This is a genomic window from Massilibacillus massiliensis, assembly GCF_900086705.1.
In the GTDB taxonomy this organism is placed as follows: Bacteria; Bacillota; Negativicutes; order FLKF01; family FLKF01; genus Massilibacillus; species Massilibacillus massiliensis.
Genome location: NZ_LT575483.1, coordinates 586,366 through 608,340, shown reverse-complemented (window position 1 = coordinate 608,340; position 21,975 = coordinate 586,366). Strand labels below are relative to the sequence as shown.

At 37.7% G+C, this 21,975-nt stretch carries 18 protein-coding genes and 1 tRNA gene; 17 read left to right on the top strand and 2 right to left on the bottom strand.

The genetic code is table 11. The features are described from left to right. Positions 1 to 10: 10 nt before the first annotated feature. The 10 genes from BN6559_RS03265 to BN6559_RS03220 all read left to right on the top strand — a co-directional run bounded on the left by BN6559_RS03265 (position 11) and on the right by BN6559_RS03220 (position 10,493). Positions 11 to 1,459, top strand: a complete 1,449-nt coding sequence (locus BN6559_RS03265; protein ID WP_110953414.1) for a sensor histidine kinase — start codon at positions 11 to 13, stop codon at positions 1,457 to 1,459. A 26-nt stretch (positions 1,460 to 1,485) separates the two neighbouring features. Further along, the gene (locus tag BN6559_RS03260; RefSeq protein ID WP_110953413.1) at positions 1,486 to 2,055 is read left to right on the top strand and encodes an ANTAR domain-containing response regulator; all 570 of its coding nucleotides are present in this window, start codon (positions 1,486 to 1,488) and stop codon (positions 2,053 to 2,055) included. Between the two features lie 326 nt (positions 2,056 to 2,381). After that, positions 2,382 to 3,776 (top strand): ethanolamine permease, encoded by a 1,395-nt coding sequence (gene eat, locus BN6559_RS03255; RefSeq protein WP_199883709.1) that lies wholly within the window; start codon positions 2,382 to 2,384, stop codon positions 3,774 to 3,776. A 98-nt stretch (positions 3,777 to 3,874) separates the two neighbouring features. After that, positions 3,875 to 5,266: an ethanolamine ammonia-lyase reactivating factor EutA gene (locus BN6559_RS03250; protein ID WP_110953412.1), complete on the top strand. Its 1,392-nt coding sequence runs from the start codon at positions 3,875 to 3,877 to the stop codon at positions 5,264 to 5,266. 26 nt (positions 5,267 to 5,292) lie between these two features. Continuing rightward, complete coding sequence (locus BN6559_RS03245) at positions 5,293 to 6,651, top strand: ethanolamine ammonia-lyase subunit EutB (protein ID WP_110953411.1); 1,359 nt, start codon at positions 5,293 to 5,295, stop codon at positions 6,649 to 6,651. A gap of 13 nt (positions 6,652 to 6,664) precedes the next feature. Then, entirely contained in the window at positions 6,665 to 7,432 is a 768-nt protein-coding gene (gene eutC / locus BN6559_RS03240; protein ID WP_110953410.1) for an ethanolamine ammonia-lyase subunit EutC, read from the top strand. 31 nt (positions 7,433 to 7,463) lie between these two features. Beyond that, on the top strand, positions 7,464 to 8,492 hold the full coding sequence (locus BN6559_RS03235; protein WP_110953409.1) for a nicotinate-nucleotide--dimethylbenzimidazole phosphoribosyltransferase: 1,029 nt from the start codon (positions 7,464 to 7,466) through the stop codon (positions 8,490 to 8,492). A gap of 18 nt (positions 8,493 to 8,510) precedes the next feature. After that, positions 8,511 to 9,296, top strand: coding sequence for an adenosylcobinamide-GDP ribazoletransferase (gene cobS, locus BN6559_RS03230; RefSeq protein WP_110953408.1), 786 nt, complete (start codon positions 8,511 to 8,513; stop codon positions 9,294 to 9,296). 152 nt (positions 9,297 to 9,448) lie between these two features. Further along, positions 9,449 to 9,832: a CidA/LrgA family protein gene (locus tag BN6559_RS03225; protein WP_110953407.1), complete on the top strand. Its 384-nt coding sequence runs from the start codon at positions 9,449 to 9,451 to the stop codon at positions 9,830 to 9,832. After that, positions 9,807 to 10,493 carry an LrgB family protein gene (locus BN6559_RS03220; protein ID WP_199883708.1) on the top strand — a complete coding sequence of 229 codons (687 nt, stop codon included), beginning with the start codon at positions 9,807 to 9,809 and terminating at the stop codon, positions 10,491 to 10,493. The genes BN6559_RS03225 and BN6559_RS03220 overlap by 26 nt, the downstream gene beginning before the upstream one ends. 62 nt (positions 10,494 to 10,555) lie before the next feature. Here the strand turns inward: BN6559_RS03220 and BN6559_RS03215 are convergent, their stop codons facing one another. Both BN6559_RS03215 and BN6559_RS03210 read right to left on the bottom strand, forming a co-directional pair. After that, positions 10,556 to 11,881 carry a hemolysin family protein gene (locus BN6559_RS03215; protein WP_199883707.1) on the bottom strand — a complete coding sequence of 442 codons (1,326 nt, stop codon included), beginning with the start codon at positions 11,879 to 11,881 and terminating at the stop codon, positions 10,556 to 10,558. Positions 11,882 to 12,078: 197 nt separating this feature from the next. Beyond that, positions 12,079 to 13,305 (bottom strand): radical SAM/SPASM domain-containing protein, encoded by a 1,227-nt coding sequence (locus BN6559_RS03210; RefSeq protein WP_110953405.1) that lies wholly within the window; start codon positions 13,303 to 13,305, stop codon positions 12,079 to 12,081. Between the two features lie 188 nt (positions 13,306 to 13,493). On the opposite strand from BN6559_RS03210, the gene BN6559_RS03205 reads away from it, so the two are divergent. The 7 genes from BN6559_RS03205 (at position 13,494) to yihA (ending at position 21,916) form a co-directional block, all read left to right on the top strand. Further along, a tRNA-Gly gene (locus tag BN6559_RS03205) sits at positions 13,494 to 13,568 on the top strand. A gap of 215 nt (positions 13,569 to 13,783) precedes the next feature. Then, positions 13,784 to 15,070, top strand: coding sequence for a trigger factor (tig, locus tag BN6559_RS03200; protein ID WP_110953404.1), 1,287 nt, complete (start codon positions 13,784 to 13,786; stop codon positions 15,068 to 15,070). A gap of 34 nt (positions 15,071 to 15,104) precedes the next feature. Then, entirely contained in the window at positions 15,105 to 15,710 is a 606-nt protein-coding gene (clpP, locus tag BN6559_RS03195; RefSeq protein WP_110953403.1) for an ATP-dependent Clp endopeptidase proteolytic subunit ClpP, read from the top strand. A 12-nt stretch (positions 15,711 to 15,722) separates the two neighbouring features. Beyond that, positions 15,723 to 16,982: an ATP-dependent Clp protease ATP-binding subunit ClpX gene (gene clpX / locus BN6559_RS03190; protein WP_110953402.1), complete on the top strand. Its 1,260-nt coding sequence runs from the start codon at positions 15,723 to 15,725 to the stop codon at positions 16,980 to 16,982. 119 nt (positions 16,983 to 17,101) lie between these two features. Continuing rightward, the gene (lonB, locus tag BN6559_RS03185; RefSeq protein ID WP_199883706.1) at positions 17,102 to 18,793 is read left to right on the top strand and encodes an ATP-dependent protease LonB; all 1,692 of its coding nucleotides are present in this window, start codon (positions 17,102 to 17,104) and stop codon (positions 18,791 to 18,793) included. A 185-nt stretch (positions 18,794 to 18,978) separates the two neighbouring features. Continuing rightward, on the top strand, positions 18,979 to 21,300 hold the full coding sequence (gene lon, locus BN6559_RS03180; protein WP_110953401.1) for an endopeptidase La: 2,322 nt from the start codon (positions 18,979 to 18,981) through the stop codon (positions 21,298 to 21,300). Next, complete coding sequence (gene yihA / locus BN6559_RS03175; protein WP_110953400.1) at positions 21,293 to 21,916, top strand: ribosome biogenesis GTP-binding protein YihA/YsxC; 624 nt, start codon at positions 21,293 to 21,295, stop codon at positions 21,914 to 21,916. The genes lon and yihA overlap by 8 nt, the downstream gene beginning before the upstream one ends. Positions 21,917 to 21,975: the final 59 nt, after the last annotated feature.

Below are 21,975 nucleotides of genomic sequence, written 5' to 3'. Positions count from 1 at the left end.
AGGTTGTTATATGGAAATACAGCGGCAATTGATTCGATCTTTATGCTTGAAGCATACGACATTGTCAATAGAAGATATTATTATTTTAGAAAATATGGCAGAGCAGCTTCAAGTGATCGCATCCTTGACCAATACAGATGTCTTTATTGATGCGCTGAGTCGTAACAAAGTGGATAGTATTGTTTTAGCATGGGCGCATTCTGTTTGTGTACCATCGTTATATCGTAAAAGTGTTGTGGGAGAGATGGCATATGCAACACAGGAACCGGCTGTAGCACAGGCTATGTCAACAGGAAAAAATTTCTACAATATTCGAGGCGTTAGTCAAGAAGGAATTCCGATCGCGCAGACAGTCGTGCCGTTACCGAGCCGCAATGGTAACGTGATTGGTGTATTAATTATGGAAAAAGACATTTCAGAAGAAATTCGTCAAGAAGAACAAGTCAAATTTTTGACGCAGACGGCAGACCGTTTGAGCCAAACTCTAATGTCTTTAACAACAACTGGATGTGGTTGGGAAGAATGGGTAGGCAATGGAATTTTTGTATTGAATGCGCAAGGAAAAATTACCTATGCCAATAAACATGCGACTGCGATTATAGCAAAATTATACGAAGGAAACATGATAGAATCAAATTTGATGATGATCTTACGTTTTAATTCTCTTGAAACCTTGATTGAGGATTTGACACAGCCTAAGAATTTTCAGTTTGGCGATGCTAGTTATTTGCTGCAAGCGCATTCTCTGGTAACCGGAGGAGAGCTAAGCGGCTGTGTGGTATCAGTACAGGATGTAACGGAGCTACGGCAAAAGGAAAAACAATTGGATATGCAAAGTATTATAATCGAAGAAATCAATCACCGCGTAAAAAATACGTTGCAAAATGTGATTTCTTTGTTGCGCTTGCAAATGCGGCGATCAAGATGGAAAAGTGTAAAAAATGAATTTACCGCTTGTATTCATCGTGTTTTAGCAATTGCTAAAGTTTATGAGGTCTTTACCTATCAATCTCGAGATTTGGTCAATCTATATGAATTGGCAGACTATATCTTAGAAAATATAGTTCGAAGTTCGGTATTGCCGGAACAAAATGTGAAAACTGTAGTGGAGGGACAGGATATTTTTATTCATGCAAGTCAAGCAGTCCCTGTAGCATTGGTATTAAATGAATTAATTTTTAATTGCTTGAAACATGGGATCAAGGATGCACCTTCAGGTGAAATTCATATCACAATACAACAATTGGGAGAACGGATCAATTTGAAAATATTAGATAGCGGAAAAGCAGGAGAGACATTGCTTGAGAAATTTGGAGAAAAAGAGAGTAAACTAGGTCTGTATATTGTAAGGTTATTAATTTGTGAGCAATTAGGTGGTACATTTAAATTAGAACCTTATGGGAAATTCGTTATTGCCGATCTTTCTTTTCCTTTATATGGGGTGGTTAGTAAACCGTAAATAAGCAGTTGTAGGAGGTAGGAACGATGAAACCATTATCTATTTTAATTGTAGAAGATGAGATATTAATACGCGTTGATATTAGAGAAATAGTAGAGCAGGCTGGGCATATTGTATGTGGAGAATGTGGAAGTGGGACACAAGCTGTAAATTTAGCGAAACAGATGCAGCCGGAAATGGTAATCATGGATATAACAATGCCGGGCTTAAATGGTTTGGATACAGCGCAAATCATGCATGGACTGAATATTCCGGTTGTCATGGTTACTGCTAGTAGCCAGCCAAAAATGATTCAACGGGCTGAGCATGTGCATGTGTATGGTTATGTGATCAAGCCTGTATCAGAACAAAATCTCATTGCAACGATTCAGATTGCCTATGCACGATGGAAAGATATGTGTACGATGCATAAAGAATTGGACAAAATTAAAAAAGATTTAGAAAATCAAAAACTCATTGCAAAAGCAAGATCTATCGTGCAAGATCGCCTAGGGATATCTGCACAACAGGCACATAAAAGGCTGTTGAAAGAGGCAATGCAGCATCAAACAACGCTTGCTGCGATTGCGAAGCAAGTGGTTCAAAAAATCAGATGAAAAAGTATGTCTGCACAGCAGGAATTTTTAAAGATAAGGCGAATGTACTTATCATGGCAATAGAAATAATTGTTATGATAATGATCTGTAGTACACGAAAAAGGAATAGAATGGCATTAACGCCTAATAAAGATGTTTACTTATGTTAAAACATTTTTATTAGGCGTTTATTTTTTAGGAGGTGAGGATAAAAAATTAAGCGGATACACGAAGTTAAAATCTCATATCTCATTGGGCACTGTCGCCTATTATACTTTTTAAAGAAAAGGAGTATGATAGGCGTTTATTTTTGTCTAAAGATAATTTTGTAAGGGGGAAATAAAAGCATGGAAATTGGTAAAGTTGAAACAAAAATTGATATGCAAAACAATTCTAAACAAACAGATAAAGAGGCAAATCTTTCTCGTGTTTTGAAACCCATTCATTTATGGGCATTGGCTGTTGGGCTTGTTATATCCGGTAATTATTTTGGTTGGAGTTATGGTTTTTCGGCCGGCGGAGTTATGGGATTAGCTATCGCATTAGTACCAGTGACTATTTTCTATGTTACGTTCATTTTGTCTTATTCGGAATTGGCAACGGCAATTCCACATGCCGGAGGTCCATCTGCTTATGCACGTCGTGCTTTGGGGAAATTTGGCGGTTATATGAATGGTATCAGTTGCCTTATTGAATTTATTTTTGCTCCGCCGGCGATTGCCTTAGCGGTTGGCGGGTATATTCATGCTATTTTTCCAGCGATAGATGTTATGCCGGCAACTGTGATTGCATTTTTATTATTTATTTTTATCAATTATTGGGGGATGAAGGTATCTGCTACGTTTGAATTGGTTGTAACAATCGTAGCGTTGGCTGGTTTAGTCCTTTATTGGGCTATGGCATTACCACACTTTGAAATGTCGCGCGTTTTAACGACACCGCTCCTTCCGAATGGGTTTGATGGTGTTATGGCAGCGATTCCGTTTGCAATTTGGTTCTATTTAGCAATTGAAGGTGGTGCTATGAGTGCTGAAGAAATGGTGAATCCGCAAAAGGATATTTCAGTTGGTTTTTTAAGTGGTATGGGCACTTTAATGGTCATGGCCTTTTTAACCTTATTTTTAACAGCAGGAATTACGGATGTCAAGACAATTGAAGCTGTTGATTTTCCGTTGCCGATGGCGCTGAGTTCTATTTTTGGGGAAGGATCTTTCCCGGTTACGTTAATGAGCTGTATCGGCTTGTTTGGTCTTGTTGCTTCTTTGCATGGAATTATCGTTGGGTATTCTCGTCAAGCATACGCAATGGCACGGACAGGGTATTTGCCTAAGTTTTTAGCTTATATTGATCCGAAACATCACACACCTGTATGGGCACTTATTTTACCGGGCATTATCGGCTTAGGTGCTGCTTTAACTGGCTTGACAGATGTCGTGATCACGATTTCAGTTTTTGGTTCGGTTACGATGTATATTATTAGCTTGATAAGCTTGTTTGTATTGCGTGTAAAGGAACCAGAGTTAAAACGTCCATTTAAAGTTTCTTATCCAATCGTACCGACCATTAGTTTGTTGATTGCAATCTTCTGTTTAGGTAGCTTGATCTACGCATCCAGCAGTATTCTGCCATATGTATTGGGGGTTTATGCTATATCAATTGTGTACTACTTCATTTGGGGCAATAAAAATATTCGTCCATTTAAAGAAGAATTCGGTGTTCTTGAAGAACTGGATAAAGAATAAAGCATATACGTACTTATCTTTGGGCAGTGGCTATGTTGTATGGCTTTGGCTGGCAACATAGCTGCAGCCAAAAAGGCTGCAAGTGGAAGGAATAAGAAATGAAAAATCAAATGTTGAGTGTTGGAATCGATATTGGAACTACGACGACTCAGGTGATTTTTAGTGAAATTGTGATAGAAAGTGCAGTTACTTCAACGATTCCAGAAGTAAAAATTGTGGATAAAAATATAGTTTATAAAAGTAAGATTTATTTCACGCCGTTATTATCAAGTTGTAAGATCAATTTAAAAGATTTACAAGATATTATTCGATGTGAATATGAACGGGCGCAGATAGAAAAACAGAAAATATCGATAGGCGCCATTATCATTACAGGTGAAACTGCACGTAAAGATAATGCACGAGAAGTGCTAAACGCTTTATCTGATTTTGCTGGTGACTTTGTTGTAGCGACCGCTGGCCCTGATTTAGAAGCTATTTTAGCAGGATATGGAGCAGGTGCTGGTGACGCATCAAAAAAAGTCACGGAATATGTTATTAATTTTGATATTGGAGGCGGAACGACGAACGCCGCGGTGTTTTGGGATGGCGAAGTGGTGGATGCATTTGCGTTGGATATTGGCGGCAGGTTGATCCGAATTGATGCGCAAGGTGTAATTCAATATATTTCAGATAAGATAAGTCATTTGGTGCGTCAATTAGATTTGAATTTAGCAGTTGGAAGAAAAGCGGAACTCGTAGAGCTAAAGAAATTAACCGATGTTTTTGCAGAAATGTTTCTGCAAACCAATGAAAATAAAAAATTGTCTAAAGCGTTGGAACAATTTTTTATTTTTCATCGGCATAAAGGAATTCCAGCAAAATTTATCATGTTTTCGGGCGGTGTAGCAGAATTTATATATCATGATATTGAAATTTGCAGTATGGAAGAAGTCATTCGCTTTGGTGATATTGGCCCTTTACTGGGATATTCGATTCGAAAAGTTTTTTCTAGGCAGCCAAATAAGTTATTAGAGCCTAAAGAAAAAATAAGAGCTACAGTGATCGGTGCTGGAAGTTATTCTGTCAAAATCAGCGGCAGTACGATCGTATTTGATCAAGCGCTTTTGCCGCTTAAAAATATTCCGATCATCAAACTTACAACTATGGAAAATATGCAGAGTAGGATTGAAAAGAAAGTAAGGTTGTATGAAGATATTCCCGTTGCAATCGCATTTTCCGGACCCAAGTCCCCAACGTATTTGGAAGTTAAGGCGATGGCGCAGGCAATTGTACAGGGATTGCGAGAAAATCATCACCCGATTATTGTGATTGTGGAATACGATTTTGCAAAGGCGCTGGGCATGATGATTGGTCAGGCAGTTTTTGAAAAAAAGCGGATTATTTGTATAGATCGAATTAAAGTTGATAATGGTGATTATGTTGATATCGGTCAATCTATTACAGGCATTGTTCCTGTTGTTATAAAAACATTGCTATTTAAAAGTTAAGGCTTAGAAAAGAGTAGGTGAATCGCGTGATTTTAAAAACTAGATTATTTGGTAAAACTTATACATTCAAAGATATAAAGGAAGTTTTGGCAAAGGCAAATGAAGAAAAATCGGGAGATGTCTTAGCGGGGGTTGCAGCAAAGGATACCGTAGAAAGAATAGCAGCGAAAGCTGTATTATCGGAATTGACGCTGGAAGATTTACGAAATCATCCGGTTGTCCCCTATGAGATGGATGAAGTTACCAGAGCGAATCAAGATGGGATAAATCAGGCTGCTTTTCAACAGGTTAAAGCAATGACGGTAGGTGAGTTTAGAGAATTTATATTAAAAGCAAGTGAAAATGAGATAACTGCAGTACAAGAGGGCTTGACCGCTGAAATGGTAGCTGGTGTTACGAAATTAATGAGCAATATGGATTTGGTGTATGCGGCAAAAAAGATGCATAATTTGGCTACTTGTAATACGACCATTGGTGAAAAAGATACTTTGTCCGCGCGGTTACAGCCTAATCATGCAACGGATGATTTAGCGGGTATTATGGCATCGACGATGGAGGGAATCAGCTATGGGATTGGTGATGCTGTTATAGGACTAAACCCTGCAATTGACAGTATAGAAAGTATTTCTGCTGTTTTAAATAGTTTTAAAGAGTTTATGGTGAAATGGGATATTCCAACACAGAACTGTGTATTAGCGCATGTTACGACGCAAATGGAAGTTTTACGAAAAGGTGTTCCTATGGATTTGATGTTTCAGAGTTTAGCTGGTTCACAAGTGGCAAATATCGCTTTTGGGATTACAGTAGAGCTTATGGATGAGGCTTACGCACTCATGCAGGAGAAGAAAAGTTCTAGAGGACCTAATTTTATGTATTTTGAAACAGGTCAGGGGTCTGCATTATCTTCTGATGGACATCATGGAGCGGATCAATTGACAATGGAGGCAAGGTGTTATGGATTGGCAAGGCGTTATCAACCTTTTTTAGTGAATACGGTAGTAGGTTTTATTGGCCCGGAATATTTATATGATGGTCGTCAAATGATTCGTGCGGGGTTAGAGGATCATTTCATGGGAAAATTAACTGGACTGCCTATGGGAGTGGATGTGTGTTATACCAATCATATGAAAGCTGATCAAAATGATTTGGAGAATCTAGCTTTGATGCTTAACGCTGCGGATTGCAGCTATATCATGGGAATTCCCGGTGGTGATGATGTTATGCTGATGTACCAGACGACCAGCTATCATGATGTTGCTGCGTTGCGAGAAATCAGCGGCAAAAAACCAATCAAGAAATTTAATCAGAGAATGGAAGAATTGGGGATCTTGCAGAATGGAAAACTTACAGAAAGAGCTGGAGATCCTTCCATTTTTACAGTTTAGGAGTGAAAATCGAATGAATGAAATGTTAAAAGATATTTCAGAAATTGACTATACGGGCAGGGTTACCATCGAGAATCCCAAGGATAAAGAAAGCTGTATTCGTTTAAAAAAGACAACCAATGCAAGAATCTGTGTAGGCAGGGCTGGAAGTCGTTTTAAAACAGAAACTTTATTAAGATTTAGAGCAGACCATGCAATTGCTATGGATGCGGTTTGGTCCAACGTGGATGAAAAATTGATAGATCACTTTCAATTTTTAAAGGTACAAACTTTGGTGAAGGATAAAGAAGAATATATCAGAAGACCCGATTTGGGAAGAGTGTTTTCTAAAGCAACAATAAATCGGATTAGAGAAAATTGTCTGCATGATCCGGATGTGCAAATTATTGCAGCGGATGGACTGAGTTCTTGTGCAATTAATGCTAATTTAATTGATATGTATCCTATGCTTGTAGATGGCTTGCGCGCTAAAGGATATCGTGTAGGAACACCGATTTTTGTAAAATACAGCAGGGTTGCCACTATGGATAAAATCAGTGAAGCTTTAAATGTCAAGGTAACGATTCTATTGGTTGGAGAAAGACCGGGACTAGCAACGGGCGAGAGTATGAGTGCCTATATGGCTTATGAATCTAGTACAACAAAGCCGGAATCTCAAAGAACGATTGTGTCTAATATCCATAAAAACGGAATACCGGCAGTGGAGGCTGGTGCGCAGATTGTAAATTTAGTCGAAATTTTGATGAGAGAGAAAAAAAGTGGTGTTGAATTGAAACTATAAACGTTTCATTTTAATGTAAGGGGGCACTGAGATGGATTTTTCACAGCAGGTCAATGCTGTAATTGATCATATGGCAAAACCACATAATAGTTTAGGGCTATTAGAAAAATATATGAAAAAAGTCTTTTTGGGGTGGGGCGTTTTTTATCAGGAAGTAAGGCCTTTTCATCTTATTTTTGCGGCAGATAATGGCGTAACGGAGGAAGCTGTGGTGAAACAATCGCCCGAAATTACGTATTTACAGGCAAAAAATATGATAGATGGCTGCGCAACGATTAGTTGCTTTTGCAAAAGCAATCAGATTCCATATAAGGTCATTGATGTAGGCGTGAATCAATTAGAAGCTGTAGGCGTCAATTATAAAGCGCGAATGGGCACTAAAAATTTTTTGAAGACAGAAGCAATGGATCGTCAAGAATTTCTAAAGGCTTTTCAGGCCGGAGAAGATATGGTAAAACAGGCCGCCGAGGAAGGATATAATCTAATTTCTTTTGGAGAAATGGGAATTGGTAATACAACGACTTCTTCTGCGGTTTTACACGCTTTGACGGATATTCAGCCGGAATTTATTGTCGGTTATGGAGCAAATCAACAAAATCCTGAGGTGATAAAACGTAAACGCGAGGTAGTTCGCGTTGGCGTAGAACTGCATCGTTTTAAAATGCAAACGGTAGAAGATATTTTACGCTGTGTAGGTGGATTTGATCTTGTAGCAATTTATGCTGGGATGTTAGCATGTGCAAAGCAAAAAGTTCCGTTTGTGATCGATGGATTTATCACGGCAGTGGCCTATGCTTGTGCTGTAAATATGGATAAGAGTGTGCAAGCCTATGCCATTCCTTCGCATATATCGAGAGAGCCAGGCATGGAATATGCCTTATCTCTAGGAAATATAGAATACAAGGATGTACCGATTCGTGCGGATATGGCGTTGGGAGAAGGGACAGGTGCAGTTTTCATGGTTGTGATGTTGAGGACGATGCTGCATGCAGTTTGGCATGTAAGTAAGCTGTCGGAGTTTGATCATAAAATCATTGGAAATAAATTAGAAGCATTATAAAATTACAGGTGAAGGTCGATGAAATTATTATTGATGTTACAGTTTTTTACTCGAATACCAATTGATAAGCGGATGGATATAGATGAAACAGTTTTTGGTGAGGCGATTTTATATTTACCGGTTGTTGGAGTCATAATTGGTTGTATAAATGTAGTTTGTTATAGTTTCTTCCTATGGCTACTTCCCAGTCAAGTTGCCGCGATTATGGTTATTTTATGCAATACTTGTCTAACAGGTGCTTTTCATGTAGATGGGCTTGCGGATACTTGTGATGGCATTTTTTCTGGACGAAATAAGGAGCGGGTTTTGGAGATCATGAAGGATAGTCGCATAGGCACCAATGGTGCGTGTGCGATTGTTTTTGATTTTATGATACGGGCAGTTTGCTTAGCGCAGATGAGTGGCGGCTACGTGATGCTGGCTCTTGTCTTGGCACCGTTGATTTCACGTACAATGATAACGATTTTAATGCATTCGCCCTACGCAAGATCGAATAAGGGGTTAGGCAGTCTTTTTATTAATCGTGTAACAATAAAAAATATTTTTCTTACATTTTTAGTTTGTAGTTTTATGGTTTGGCTTATTTTATATTTCGGTGCTGGAGATAAAAGTTTACGTATTTTTTTTATGGTAATGGGATGTAATTTGGCGCTTATTTTTAGTTATAAAAAAATGATTCTTGCACAAATTGGTGGGATGACGGGTGATACTTTAGGAGCAGGCAATGAAATTTGCGAAATTATGGTACTGCTCATCTTTATCAGTTTAGAAAAATGGGCAGTTTTAAATCCTACATACATGTAAGAATGTGGAAATTACAAGAATCTCTCTTTTTCATTATAGTGGTGTGGAATATTGATGAAATATGTCTATAATGATCAATTGTGTATTGACATTACATTATTTCAGGACTATCATTTACATCATTACAGTAATTTAAAAGGGGGTGCATTTATATGAATATATTACTTCAAATAGGAATTGTATTTTTACTTGTAACTGCTTCTGATGTATTGGCTAGAAATATTGCATTTCCAGTGCCGGTAAGTATTATAGGCATCGTCATTTTACTTATTTTACTTTTAACGAAGATTATCAAAATAAAACATATTGAAGAAATATCAAATTTCTTCTTAAAAAATATGGGATTTTTCTTTATTGCTGCGGGGGTATCTATTTTAGGTAAGTATCAGTTGATTGAAAATATTTTGATTCAATTTGCATTGATTGTATTCGTTACAACCTTGATAACATTTGCGATTACGGGTTTGTCTGTCAAATATGCAATTGTTTTACAAAACAAAATGAGAAAGAATGATAAAAATGATAGAAATATTTGATAATCCGATTACGATGATTGCTTTATGTATTACAGCTTATCAGATTGGCTTATATATTCATCGGAAAACTAAAATCCAAGTCCTGAATCCGCTATTTATTGCAATTGTACTGATTATTGCAGTTTTACAAACATTTCATATTTCTTTAGAGACCTTTAATAAAGGCGGTTCGATTATTAATATGTTATTATGCCCGGCAACTATTATGCTGGCGATTCCGATGTACAATCAAAGAAAGACGATTAAAAAAAATATCGTACCAATTGCGATTGGTACAGTAGTAGGTTCTATTGTTAGCATGTCAAGTATTTATATTCTTTGTAAGTTAGCAGGGATCAGCGATCAAATCGCGATGTCGATGCTGCCAAAATCAACTACGACACCGATTGCAATAGAGATATCGAATACACTTGGCGGTATTCCGGCATTGACGGTAGCTGCGGTGATTATGACAGGAATCTTAGGAAGTATCTTGATTCCATCGTTAATTAAAATTTTTCGTATTAATAATAGCGTAGCCGCAGGAATTGCGATTGGTACGGCAAGTCATGCATTAGGTAGCGCGAAGGCGGTAGAACTTGGTGAAACAGAAGCTGCTTTAGCAGGAATTGCTGTCGGGGTAGCTGGTATGGTTTCGGTTGTTTTGGTGATGTTTATTTAAATAGGTATGCAACATAAATAAATAGGCTGCTTGCACGTTTGCAAGCAGCCTATTTTAATATTTTAGGACGCAATATTTTCTTCGGATGGTAACTTTGTTACCAATATTTTATCAACACGAACACGATCCATGTCAACAACTTCAAATTTAAACCCATTCCATATGAAATGTTCACTGGCAACTGGAATGTAGTCTAAATAAGAGGTGATAAATCCACCCATTGTTTGGTATTGATCGCGATCTTCATCGGGTAGTTCATCCAAATCAAAATGATCTTTAAATTCGTCAATTGGTAAAAGACCATCAATTAACCAAGACGTTTCATCTCGTTTAATAATTTGTATTGGTTCGGGATCTTGATTTGCCGAAATATCACCTAAGACTTCAGAAACAATATCTTTCATGGTGATAAAACCAACCACACCACCGAATTCATCAAGCACAATGGCTTCATGTGTACCAGTTTCTTGAAAGTTTTCAAGAACTTTAAATGATGGCATGGATTTAGGGATAAACATTGGAGTATGAATGCATTTTTCCAGGTTGATAGACTCACCTGCGAGAGATCGTTTTAATAAGTCTTTGGTATGAAGAATGCCGACAAACTCATCTAAACTGTCTTTAGCGACAGGGAATGTTGTATCAGGATTTTCATTAATGATTGTTAAATTTTGTTCTAATGATTCTTCTAAATCAAGCCAAATCATTTGAGTTCGCGGTGTCATTAAAGCACTCGCTTTCTGATCACTTAGCCGAAAGATTTTATCTACCATATCTTGTTCAGTTTTTTCAAATGTACCTTCTTCCGTACCTTGTTCGATCAGGGTGCGAATTTCATCCTCGGTGATGGTAGTTTCTTTTTTCGAGTTGATACCGATGAGTGATAAAGTAAAATTCGTAGAAAACGACAGGAAAGAAACCAGCGGCTGTGTTATCTTTTCTAAGTAACGCAGTGGCTTGGCAAGTTTACTCAGAATTGGTTCTGGGTTATAAGTCGCAATTTTTTTAGGAATTAATTCTCCAATAACTAGCGTGATATAGGTAATGACTGCAACAATGAGCAGCAACGCAGTTATGTCTGCATAAGGTGCGGCGTAAGGGATTTTTTCAAAATAACTACCTAAAGCAGGTGCTAGTTTTTCTCCAGCCAATGTTCCGATTAGTATGCCGATCAGCGTGATTCCAATTTGTGTAGAAGATAATACACGCGTCGGTTCTTCGATGATGTTCAAAGCGAATTTCGCTCCAGTGTTACCGGTATCCGCTAATTTTTCTAATTTATTTTTGCGAGATTCAATAACGGACATTTCAGTCATTACCAAAAGTCCATTTATGATAATTAGTATAGCTATGATCGTGATCTCTAGACTCACTGACGGGGTGTCCAATGTAAGCCCCACACTCCTTTTTTGATTTAGTAAATTTTACAAAGATTCTTTTTACATTATATCACATTTTTTCATGATATTAAAAAGGCTAATTTTACGGGAAAATGGGCAAATACGTCGTATTTTCGAGAAATACATAGATGTACTGGATGTAGCGTATCGCGAGCGTAAGGTACGAGGGGTAGGGAAGTTTGTCGCTAGGATTGCCATATTCCTGTATATGGATTGTAACTGCAATTCTTTGGTTCTGCGTACCAATCATTCTGCTCATCATTGCTTTGTGCTAATGGCCTACAGTCAGCACACGCATAACGATATTCGCAATCTTTACATTTATGAATCTGATCTTTCGTCGTATGCCAGCATGTCAGTAGTTGTTTATTTTGTAAAATTTCTTGCAATGAAACATTGGCAATATTACCGTAATGAATTTGACGTGCGAAAATACACGGTAATACATCGCCTGTTTCGGTAATGGCGATTTTACCAGCGAGACAAGGGTGAAAGATACTAGCGTTGTGAAATTCGATTTCATTTGTGAAAAATGGTGGTTTGATTTTAGGTTTTTGATAATGGAGTGGAAGGAGTTCTTCGTTATCTCCGCGTCCGGTTGGACGGATCACGTCCGGTGGAGTTACTTCTACGCCTAGTGTTTTGCATAGTTCCATAATATTTTCTGCTTCATCTTCATTTGGTTTCATAATAATAGAAGCGATGCGGAGCGGAATTTTTTTTGCGAGAATTTTTTGTATTGCCGCCATTGTTTTATCGAAACTACCTTTATTTTGGGTGATGGTATCATGGACTTCAGAATTGTCAGCATAAATCGTTGTTGCTATGTGTAAATGATGTTCTAGAAAAAAATCAATCATTTCATCATCAATACAAGTTGCATTGGTAAATATTTCGATAAGGTCAAACTTTTCTTCTTCTGCTTTTAAGATAATATCACGCCAATATGGATAAAGAAGCGGTTCACCGCCAATAAGTTGCAATGCGCTACAGCCTGCATCATGAAGTTCATGAACGACTGTAAGCCATCGTGACAAGGGAAGTACTGCATCGCTAGTTGGTTCGCTAGTGCTGCTGGTGTAGCAATGCAGGCAGCGATTGTTACAGCGAGAGTTAATTTCAAGCCAGGCGAAATCCAAGGTGATTGGAGGAGTAGGAAATTCACTTGTTCTGGTTTTGGGTAGTGGTGAAAAATAAAGACTGCCTAAATTTTTTTGCGTAAGTTCATCATAGAATTTTTTTAACTCCAGATTTACTGTATCATTTGTTAAAAGTTCTGCGGTATCTAAGTCTGTCAATAGATTTTTCGCACTTTGGTTGATCGAATATACTTTTCCATCTCTTAAATTATAGATTGCACTGCGTTTGGCACCATTCACTATTTTGCAGTGATCGTGAAGTTTGTAATACAAAAAGACAACCTCCTTGTATACCAAATAGAAATAGATGGTATAATAGTAATTATTCTATGCAATTTCTTGCGAAAAAGTGCATTGTATGAAAAGGGAGATAGAATTGTTTATATTTTTGCGTAGTGTTCTAATAAAATTATTGACGAATTGTGCTGATGTAGGGTATAATAATTGTGTTGTTTATAAATGCGGAAATAGCTCAGTGGTAGAGCATCGCCTTGCCAAGGCGGGGGTCGCGAGTTCGAATCTCGTTTTCCGCTCCATGATAATTTTACCTAGCAGGTTTTGCTAGGTTTTTTTTGTATACTTTTATATTGATATACGCTACGTGGAATACTTGTTTTTAAATGATAATTATGGTATTATGCATTGTATGGCGTATTAGGCTTTTTGTTATATTTAGGCATTTTAAAAGAAGTTTACTGGTAAGCCACAAAATTAAATTAATTGTATGAAAAAACGGGAGGTCACAGTATAAATGAAAGTTACTGCGGAAAGAATAGACAATCATCAAGTTATTTTAGAGATTGAAGTACCACAAGCTGAGGTTAGTAAGGCAATCGACAGGGCTTACACTAAACTTGCTAATAAGATAAATATTCCTGGTTTCCGTAAAGGGAAAGCGCCGCGTAAAATTATAGAGGGGCGTGTTGGTATACAGGCAATTTTAGATGAAGCATTTGATATTGTCGCTCCGAAAGCCTATAGTGAAGCACTTACTGAACAAAAGGTTGAACCAGTAGGCAATCCTAAAATTGATGTTGTCGTTTTAGCCGAAGACAAAGATTTAGTATTTAAGGCGACCATTACAGCAAAGCCAGAAATTACGCTTGGTGAATATAAAGGGTTAAAAGTAGAAGAAAATGTTGCAGAAGTTACAGAAGAACAAATTGAAGCGCAAGTAAATAGAATGTTAGAAAATGCAGCTAAAATGGTAGTAGCTGAAGGTGCTGAAATCCAAAATGGTGATTTTGCAGTAATTGATTTTGAAGGTTTCGTTGATGGCGAAGCATTTGAAGGCGGCGAGGGTAAAGGTTATCCGTTACAAATCGGTTCTGGAAGCTTTATTCCAGGATTTGAAGAGCAATTGATTGGTGCAAAAGCTGGTGAAGAACGCGATGTAAATGTAACTTTCCCAGAAGAATATCATGCGCCAAATCTTGCAGGTAAAGTCGCATTGTTCAAAGTGAAAGTAAATGATGTAAAACGTAAGGAACTTCCAGAATTAAATGATCAATTTGTAAAAGACACAAGTTCATTTAATACAGTTGATGAATTAAAAGCTGATATCAAGAATAAATTAGAAACAAGTGCAAAACAAAAAGCTGAAAATGATATGCGCGGTGCAGCAATTAAATTAGCAAGTGATAATGCAACTGTAGATATTCCGGAAATTATGATTGAAAATCGTATTGGTCATATGATTGAGGAATTAAGCATCAGTTTGCAAAATCAAGGGCTTAAATTGGAACAATATTTGGAATACGCTAAACTTGATATGGCTAAACTTCGTGAAAATTATCGTGAAGCAGCTGCAGTGAATGTAAAAACAGATTTAATGCTTGAAGCAGTTGCAAAAGCGGAAGAAATCAAAGTAGAAGCTGTTGATATTCAAGCTGAGATTGAGCTAATGGCAAAATCTTATGGTGCTACAGCATTGCAAGTACAAAAAATTATTCAAGAACAAGGTCGCATTGGCGATTTAGTAGCAACAATTCAACGTAAAAAAGCTGCTAAACTTATCGTTGATAGTATTGCTGAATAGTCATTGTGGTTAATTTTATAACCGGGGTGAGTTTATGAATTATGTACCTATGGTAGTAGAACAATCGAATCGCGGAGAACGTGCTTATGATATCTACTCTCGTTTATTAAAAGATCGTATTGTATTTATTGGTGGTCCGATTGATGATAATGTCGCAAATGTTGTAATTGCACAATTATTATTTTTGGAATCAGAGGACCCGGATAAGGATATACATTTATATGTCAATAGTCCTGGCGGTGTAGTAACAGCTGGTCTCGCTATTTATGATACGATGCAGTATATAAAACCAGATGTTTCCACTATTTGCCTGGGGCAGGCGGCAAGCATGGGATCGCTTCTTTTAACAGCTGGTGCAAAAGGAAAACGTTATGCGCTTCCGTATGCAAGAATTATGATTCACCAGCCATTAGGCGGAGCACAGGGACAATCTACGGATATTCAAATTCAAGCAAAAGAAATACTTCGTTTGCGTGAAATTGGAAATGATATTTTGATGAAACATACGGGTCAGCCTCGTGAAAAGGTGCAGGCCGATACGGAACGCGATTACTTCATGTCCAGTGAGCAAGCTAAAGAGTATGGTCTTATTGACGAGGTTATTACTCGTCCGATTCTTAAGACTGATAGCCCTAAATAGAGAGGTGATAGCATGTTAAAGTTTGGGGATGAAAAAGGTCAACTAAAATGTTCGTTTTGTGGTAAGTTACAAGAACAGGTAAAAAAACTAGTTGCAGGTCCTGGGGTTTATATTTGTGATGAATGCATAGAGCTTTGCAACGAAATTATTGAGGAAGAATTTAGTGGTGATGTCGAAGTCGAACTAAAGGAAGTTCCCAAACCGAAGGAAATAAAGGATATATTAGATCAATATGTCATTGGCCAAGATGCCGCGAAAAAGAGTTTGGCAGTAGCTGTTTACAATCATTATAAACGTATTAATCTAGGCACTAAAATGGATGATGTAGATTTACAGAAATCTAATATTTTGATGCTTGGACCTACGGGCAGTGGTAAAACATTACTTGCACAAACTTTAGCAAAGATTTTAAACGTACCTTTTGCAATTGCTGATGCGACTTCGTTAACTGAAGCCGGGTATGTTGGAGAAGACGTTGAAAATATTTTGCTTAAGCTAATTCAAGCGGCTGATTATGATGTAGAACGTGCTGAAAAAGGGATTATCTATATTGATGAGATCGATAAAATTGCACGTAAATCAGAAAATCCTTCTATTACCAGAGATGTTTCTGGTGAAGGTGTTCAGCAAGCCCTGCTTAAGATATTAGAAGGAACGGTTGCAAGTGTTCCGCCGCAGGGAGGACGCAAACACCCGCATCAAGAGTTTATTCAAATTGATACCACCAATATACTATTTATTTGTGGTGGTGCGTTTGATGGCATTGAAAAGATTATTAGTGCGCGTACCGGCAAGAAGACATTAGGATTTGGTGCAGAAATAAAAAGTAAAGAAGAAAAGAAGATTGGCGAAGTTCTAAAAGCAGTGCTTCCGGGCGATCTGCTTAAAATAGGACTGATCCCTGAATTCGTTGGGCGTTTGCCAGTCGTCGTTACTTTAGATGCATTAGATGAAGATGCACTTGTTAGCATTTTGCTGAAACCAAAGAATGCACTTGTGAAACAGTATCAAAAATTCCTTGAAATGGATAATGTAAAACTTGATTTTGAGGAAGATGCGCTGAAAGCAATTGCTAAGGAAGCGTTAAAGCGTAATACCGGTGCACGTGGGCTTCGATCTATTATCGAGTCTGTGATGTGTAATGTTATGTACGAGGTTCCATCGAGAACTGATGTAACAAAATGTACAGTCACAAAAGAAGTTATTTTAAATAGCGAAGAGCCTCGTTTAACAACGACAAAATCAAAAAATAAAAAAGAAGCATCTGCATAAACTGGAAGGCGTAAGCCTTCCAGTTTTTTTAGTAAATTTTTCTCAGGATAAAAAAAACTTCTTCGTCAATAATAAAAAATGTAACAATAGTAAATTGATTGAAAAGGAGGTTTTTTTCGTTGGATTATGCAATGAATGCAATTACTTTTATTCAATTATTTTTTGTAATTGTAATAGGGCTATATTTCTTTTCATTACTTAAATCACAGCAAGGAAATAAGACTGCTATTCACCGTGAAGCAAAAAAAGAAATGGATAAATTACAGAAATTGCGTGATATTTCTCTAACTGAACCATTATCAGAAAAAACTAGACCCAGTCATTTTTACGAAATTATCGGACAAGATGAGGGAATTAAAGCACTGCGTGCAGCGCTTTGCGGAGCAAATCCACAGCATGTGATTATTTACGGACCACCAGGTGTTGGAAAAACGGCGGCGGCTAGACTGGTGTTAGAAGAAGCTAAATGTTATACCACATCTCCGTTTGCCAGAGATGCTAAGTTCATTGAGTTGGATGCTACAACAGCTAGATTTGATGAGCGAGGCATTGCAGATCCACTGATTGGTACAGTGCATGATCCAATTTATCAGGGAGCTGGTGCATTAGGTATAGCTGGTGTACCACAACCGAAAGCAGGCGCAGTTACAAAGGCACATGGTGGAATTTTATTTATCGATGAGATTGGTGAATTGCATTCGATTCAGATGAATAAGCTGCTAAAAGTATTAGAAGATCGTAAAGTATTTTTAGAAAGTTCCTACTATAACAGTGAAGATACCAATATCCCAAATTATATCCATGATATCTTTCAAAATGGATTACCCGCAGATTTTCGTCTTGTTGCGGCAACGACCAGGCTTCCGCAAGAGATTCCAGCAGCAATTCGATCTAGATGCGTAGAAATCTTTTTCAGGCAACTACTGCCAGACGAAGTCGGGGTAATTGCTCGCAATGCTTTCCAGAAAATTGCTTCGGATTTTGAGGAGAGTGCGATTGAAGTCATTGAAAAGTATGCCATGAATGGGCGTGACGCTGTGAATATTGTTCAGATTGCAACAGGCGCAGCGATCAATGAAAGCTCTAAAGTTGTCAGAGCAGCTGATGTAGAATGGGTTGTAAATTTTGGACAGTATAATCCAAGATGTGATAAAAAAATTGCCTCTAAACCACAGATCGGTTTTGTCAATGGACTTGCCGTATATGGTGCAAATTTAGGTGCAGTGATGGAAGTAGAAGCGTGCGCTGTGGAAAATCAATTTGGTAATGGAACCTTGGTCGTTACAGGGGTTGTTGAAGAAGAAGAGATTGCTTCACCGGGGCACACGATCCATCGAAAAAGTATGGCAAAAGAGTCGGTTGAAAATGTAATAACGGTTTTGGCAAATCAATATGGGATTCAATTTAAAAACTATAATATTCATGTTAATTTCCCAAGTGCTGGACCTGTAGATGGACCATCCGCTGGTGTGAGCATAGCCATAGCAATTTATTCGGCGATTCATAAAATCCCAATTAATAATACAATTGCAATGACAGGTGAAATCTCTATTCGCGGGCTTATTCATCCTGTTGGCGGTGTATGTGCTAAAATTAGCGCTGCTAAGCAGGCTGGTGCGCAAAAGGTGTTGATTCCTAAAGCAAATATGCAAATGTTATATGAAAACTATGGCATCGAAGTGATCGGAATCGAAACTTTGGATGAGGCGATTCAATTGGCATCTATTTCGAGTACAATGCAAGAAGGCGTCAAATCAAAAGTACCGCAGAATGATTTACTAACAGCAGCAAGTGCTACGGTACATATGTAGACGCTGATGATAGAAAAATTATGGCTAAATATGGTAGAAAAATTCTAATTTGGAAATTTTTCTGGCGATATTTAGCTATTTTTTTGTTATTACTGTGAATTAAAAAGGATTTTAGTCGTTCTTTTAGAATATAAGAATATTTAGTATGACTAAAGTTGAAACTAGAAAAAGAAGGAGGCGTTTTAATGATTAAAAATCGAAAAATACCATTATTGCCATTAAGGGGAATTATGGTTTTCCCATATATGATTATACATTTGGATGTAGGTCGTGAAAAATCTGTAGCTGCTCTCGAAGAGGCTATGGTGCAAGATAGAATGATTATGCTTTCGGCACAAAAAAATGCAGAAATTGATAATCCAACGCAAGATGAAATATTTCGAATCGGTACAGTAGCTGAGGTAAAACAATTATTGAAGTTACCTGGGGGTACGATTCGTGTTTTAGTAGAAGGATTAAACCGTGCTAAAATTAAAAGCTATATAGAGCAGCATGACAACTATTATGAAGTTGACGTTGATGTATTTGAAGATGAAACGGATCATTCATTAGAAGTCGAAGCTTTGATGCGTGCTGTGGTAAATCAATTTGAGCAATGGGTTAAATTAAGTAAAAAAATTCCGCCGGAAACATTGGTTTCAGTGGTGGTAATTGAAGAAGCGGGACGTTTATGCGATCTAATCGCCAGTCACTTATCCTTGAAAATAGAAGATAAACAAGCTTTGCTTGATGCGATTGATGTAAAGGATCGTCTTGAAAAAGTCTGTGAAATTCTTAGTCGTGAGATGGAAATCTTGGAAATTGAACGTAAAATTAGTGGCCGAGTAAGAACGCAAATGGAAAAAACACAAAAAGAATACTATTTGCGCGAACAATTGAAGGCGATTCAAAAAGAGCTTGGGGAGAAAGATGATAAAACCAGTGAAATAGAAGAATATAAAAAGCGTTTGGAAGAAGAACATTATCCGGAAAATGTAAAGGAAAAAGTGCAGAAAGAAATTAGCCGTTTGGAAAAGATGTCAAGCATGTCGGCTGAAACGGGCGTAATTCGTACGTACATTGATTGGGTATTATCTTTACCTTGGGAAAAAATAAGTGAGGATCGACTTGATATTGGTATTGCAGAAGAGATTTTGGATGCTGACCATTATGGTCTGGAAAAGGTAAAAGAGCGTATTTTAGAATATTTATCGATCAGAAAGCTTGCGAATCATTTAAAAGGACCTATTCTTTGTTTAGTGGGACCTCCCGGCGTAGGAAAGACATCCTTGGCGCGTTCGGTAGCAAGAGCTATGGAAAGGAATTTTGTGCGTATTTCTCTGGGGGGAGTACGTGATGAGGCGGAAATACGCGGTCATCGCAGAACCTATGTTGGCGCATTGCCTGGGCGGATTGTTCAAGGAATGAAAACAGCGGGGAGTAAAAATCCAGTTTTCTTATTAGACGAAATTGATAAAATGAATGCTGATTTTAAAGGAGATCCTTCTGCTGCTTTGCTGGAGGTACTAGATCCGGAGCAAAATAATAGTTTTAGTGATCATTATCTTGAACTTCCTTACGATTTATCTAAAGTTTTATGGATTGTAACTGCCAATGGTATGCATAATATCCCTAGACCATTGCGTGATCGTATGGAGATTATCCAAATTCCTGGTTATACGGAAGAGGAAAAAATCGAAATTGCGAAACGTTATTTAGTGGATAAGCAACGCAAAGAGCATGGTTTAAATGAGAAACAATTAACGCTTAGTGATTCTACAATTCAAAAATTAATTTCTGAATATACGCGTGAAGCGGGGGTTCGTAGTTTAGAACGTACAATTGCCACTGTATGCCGCAAAGTAGCACGCCAAATTGTTCAAAAAGATAAAAAGACTGTAAAAGTTACGGCGCAGAATTTGCATACTTTTCTTGGTGCTGCAAAGTTTACGCATCGTAAAGCTGAGGAAGAGCATCAGGTAGGTGTAAGTACGGGGCTTGCCTGGACGGAAGTTGGCGGGGATGTATTGCCGACCGAAGTTACAGTTTTAAAAGGTAAAGGGAAATTGATTTTAACTGGTCAATTGGGTGACGTCATGCGTGAGTCTGCGCAAGCCGGCATGAGTTATATTAGAAGCCGGGCAGAGGAACTAAACATTGAAAGTGATTTTTATGAAAATCAGGATATTCACATTCATTTGCCAGAAGGTGCGATTCCTAAAGATGGCCCATCAGCGGGGATTACAATGGCGACAGCTGTCGTATCAGCATTGACTGGTAGGAAAGTGCGCAGTGATGTTGCGATGACAGGAGAAATTACTTTACGCGGCAGAGTATTGCCAATTGGTGGGTTGAAAGAAAAAGTGTTAGCTGCACATCGTATGGGAATCAAAACAATTATTTTGCCAAAAGAAAACAAACGTGATATGGATGAGATACCGGCAAATGTGAAACGTAATTTGGAATTTATATTAGTGGATCATATGGATGAAGTTTTGGAATGCGCATTGGTGAAGGAAGATGAATGAAGAAGTTATCATTACACAGGCAAAATATATTGCATCTGCCGTACGAGCGGATCAATATCCTGAACGAAAATTAAAAGAGATTGTATTTATTGGAAGATCTAATGTTGGAAAATCTTCGTTGATTAATTCTTTGAGTCGTGTTGGTGGTTTAGCCAGAGTCAGTGGGACTCCGGGTAAAACGCAAACGATTAACTATTATGAATTGAGTGCAAAATTATCAAAGGAAGAAGAACGTAGAGATTTTTATTTAGTTGATTTGCCCGGGTATGGATATGCGAAAACCGGAAAAGAGAATCGAATCCGTTGGGCTAAATTTATCGATGAGTACTTAATAAAATCAGAGCAGTTACAGTTTGTTTGCCAGTTAATCGATATCCGGCATGCGCCGATGGAAAGCGATATTGATATGTTCCGCTGGCTGGTAAAGCATCAACTGCCGGTATTGATTATTGCAACTAAATCGGATAAATTAAGTAAAAATCAAGTGCAAAAAAATATTGCACAAATTAAGAAGTGCCTGGGTGTGCCGGAGTTAGATGTATTACCTTATTCATCATTAAAAAGTGAAGGGCGTTCATTTTTACTTGACGTTATTGGCGGTGTTTTGGTAGAATAGACATAGGGAAATAAGAGACAGTTATGACTGTCTCTTATTTATGTAAAGAATTCTTATGA

Bases quoted from the DNA above. Each gene is read 5' to 3' on its own strand.
- BN6559_RS03250 (WP_110953412.1), top strand. From the start codon at position 3,875: ATGAAAAATCAAATGTTGAGTGTTGGAATCGATATTGGAACTACGACG.
- cobS (WP_110953408.1), top strand. From the start codon at position 8,511: ATGAAATTATTATTGATGTTACAGTTTTTTACTCGAATACCAATTGAT.
- eutC (WP_110953410.1), top strand. From the start codon at position 6,665: ATGAATGAAATGTTAAAAGATATTTCAGAAATTGACTATACGGGCAGG.
- tig (WP_110953404.1), top strand. From the start codon at position 13,784: ATGAAAGTTACTGCGGAAAGAATAGACAATCATCAAGTTATTTTAGAG.
- BN6559_RS03235 (WP_110953409.1), top strand. From the start codon at position 7,464: ATGGATTTTTCACAGCAGGTCAATGCTGTAATTGATCATATGGCAAAA.
- eat (WP_199883709.1), top strand. From the start codon at position 2,382: ATGGAAATTGGTAAAGTTGAAACAAAAATTGATATGCAAAACAATTCT.
- BN6559_RS03260 (WP_110953413.1), top strand. From the start codon at position 1,486: ATGAAACCATTATCTATTTTAATTGTAGAAGATGAGATATTAATACGC.
- lon (WP_110953401.1), top strand. From the start codon at position 18,979: ATGATTAAAAATCGAAAAATACCATTATTGCCATTAAGGGGAATTATG.
- clpP (WP_110953403.1), top strand. From the start codon at position 15,105: ATGAATTATGTACCTATGGTAGTAGAACAATCGAATCGCGGAGAACGT.
- yihA (WP_110953400.1), top strand. From the start codon at position 21,293: ATGAATGAAGAAGTTATCATTACACAGGCAAAATATATTGCATCTGCC.
- BN6559_RS03220 (WP_199883708.1), top strand. From the start codon at position 9,807: ATGATAAAAATGATAGAAATATTTGATAATCCGATTACGATGATTGCT.
- clpX (WP_110953402.1), top strand. From the start codon at position 15,723: ATGTTAAAGTTTGGGGATGAAAAAGGTCAACTAAAATGTTCGTTTTGT.
- BN6559_RS03225 (WP_110953407.1), top strand. From the start codon at position 9,449: ATGAATATATTACTTCAAATAGGAATTGTATTTTTACTTGTAACTGCT.
- BN6559_RS03265 (WP_110953414.1), top strand. From the start codon at position 11: ATGGAAATACAGCGGCAATTGATTCGATCTTTATGCTTGAAGCATACG.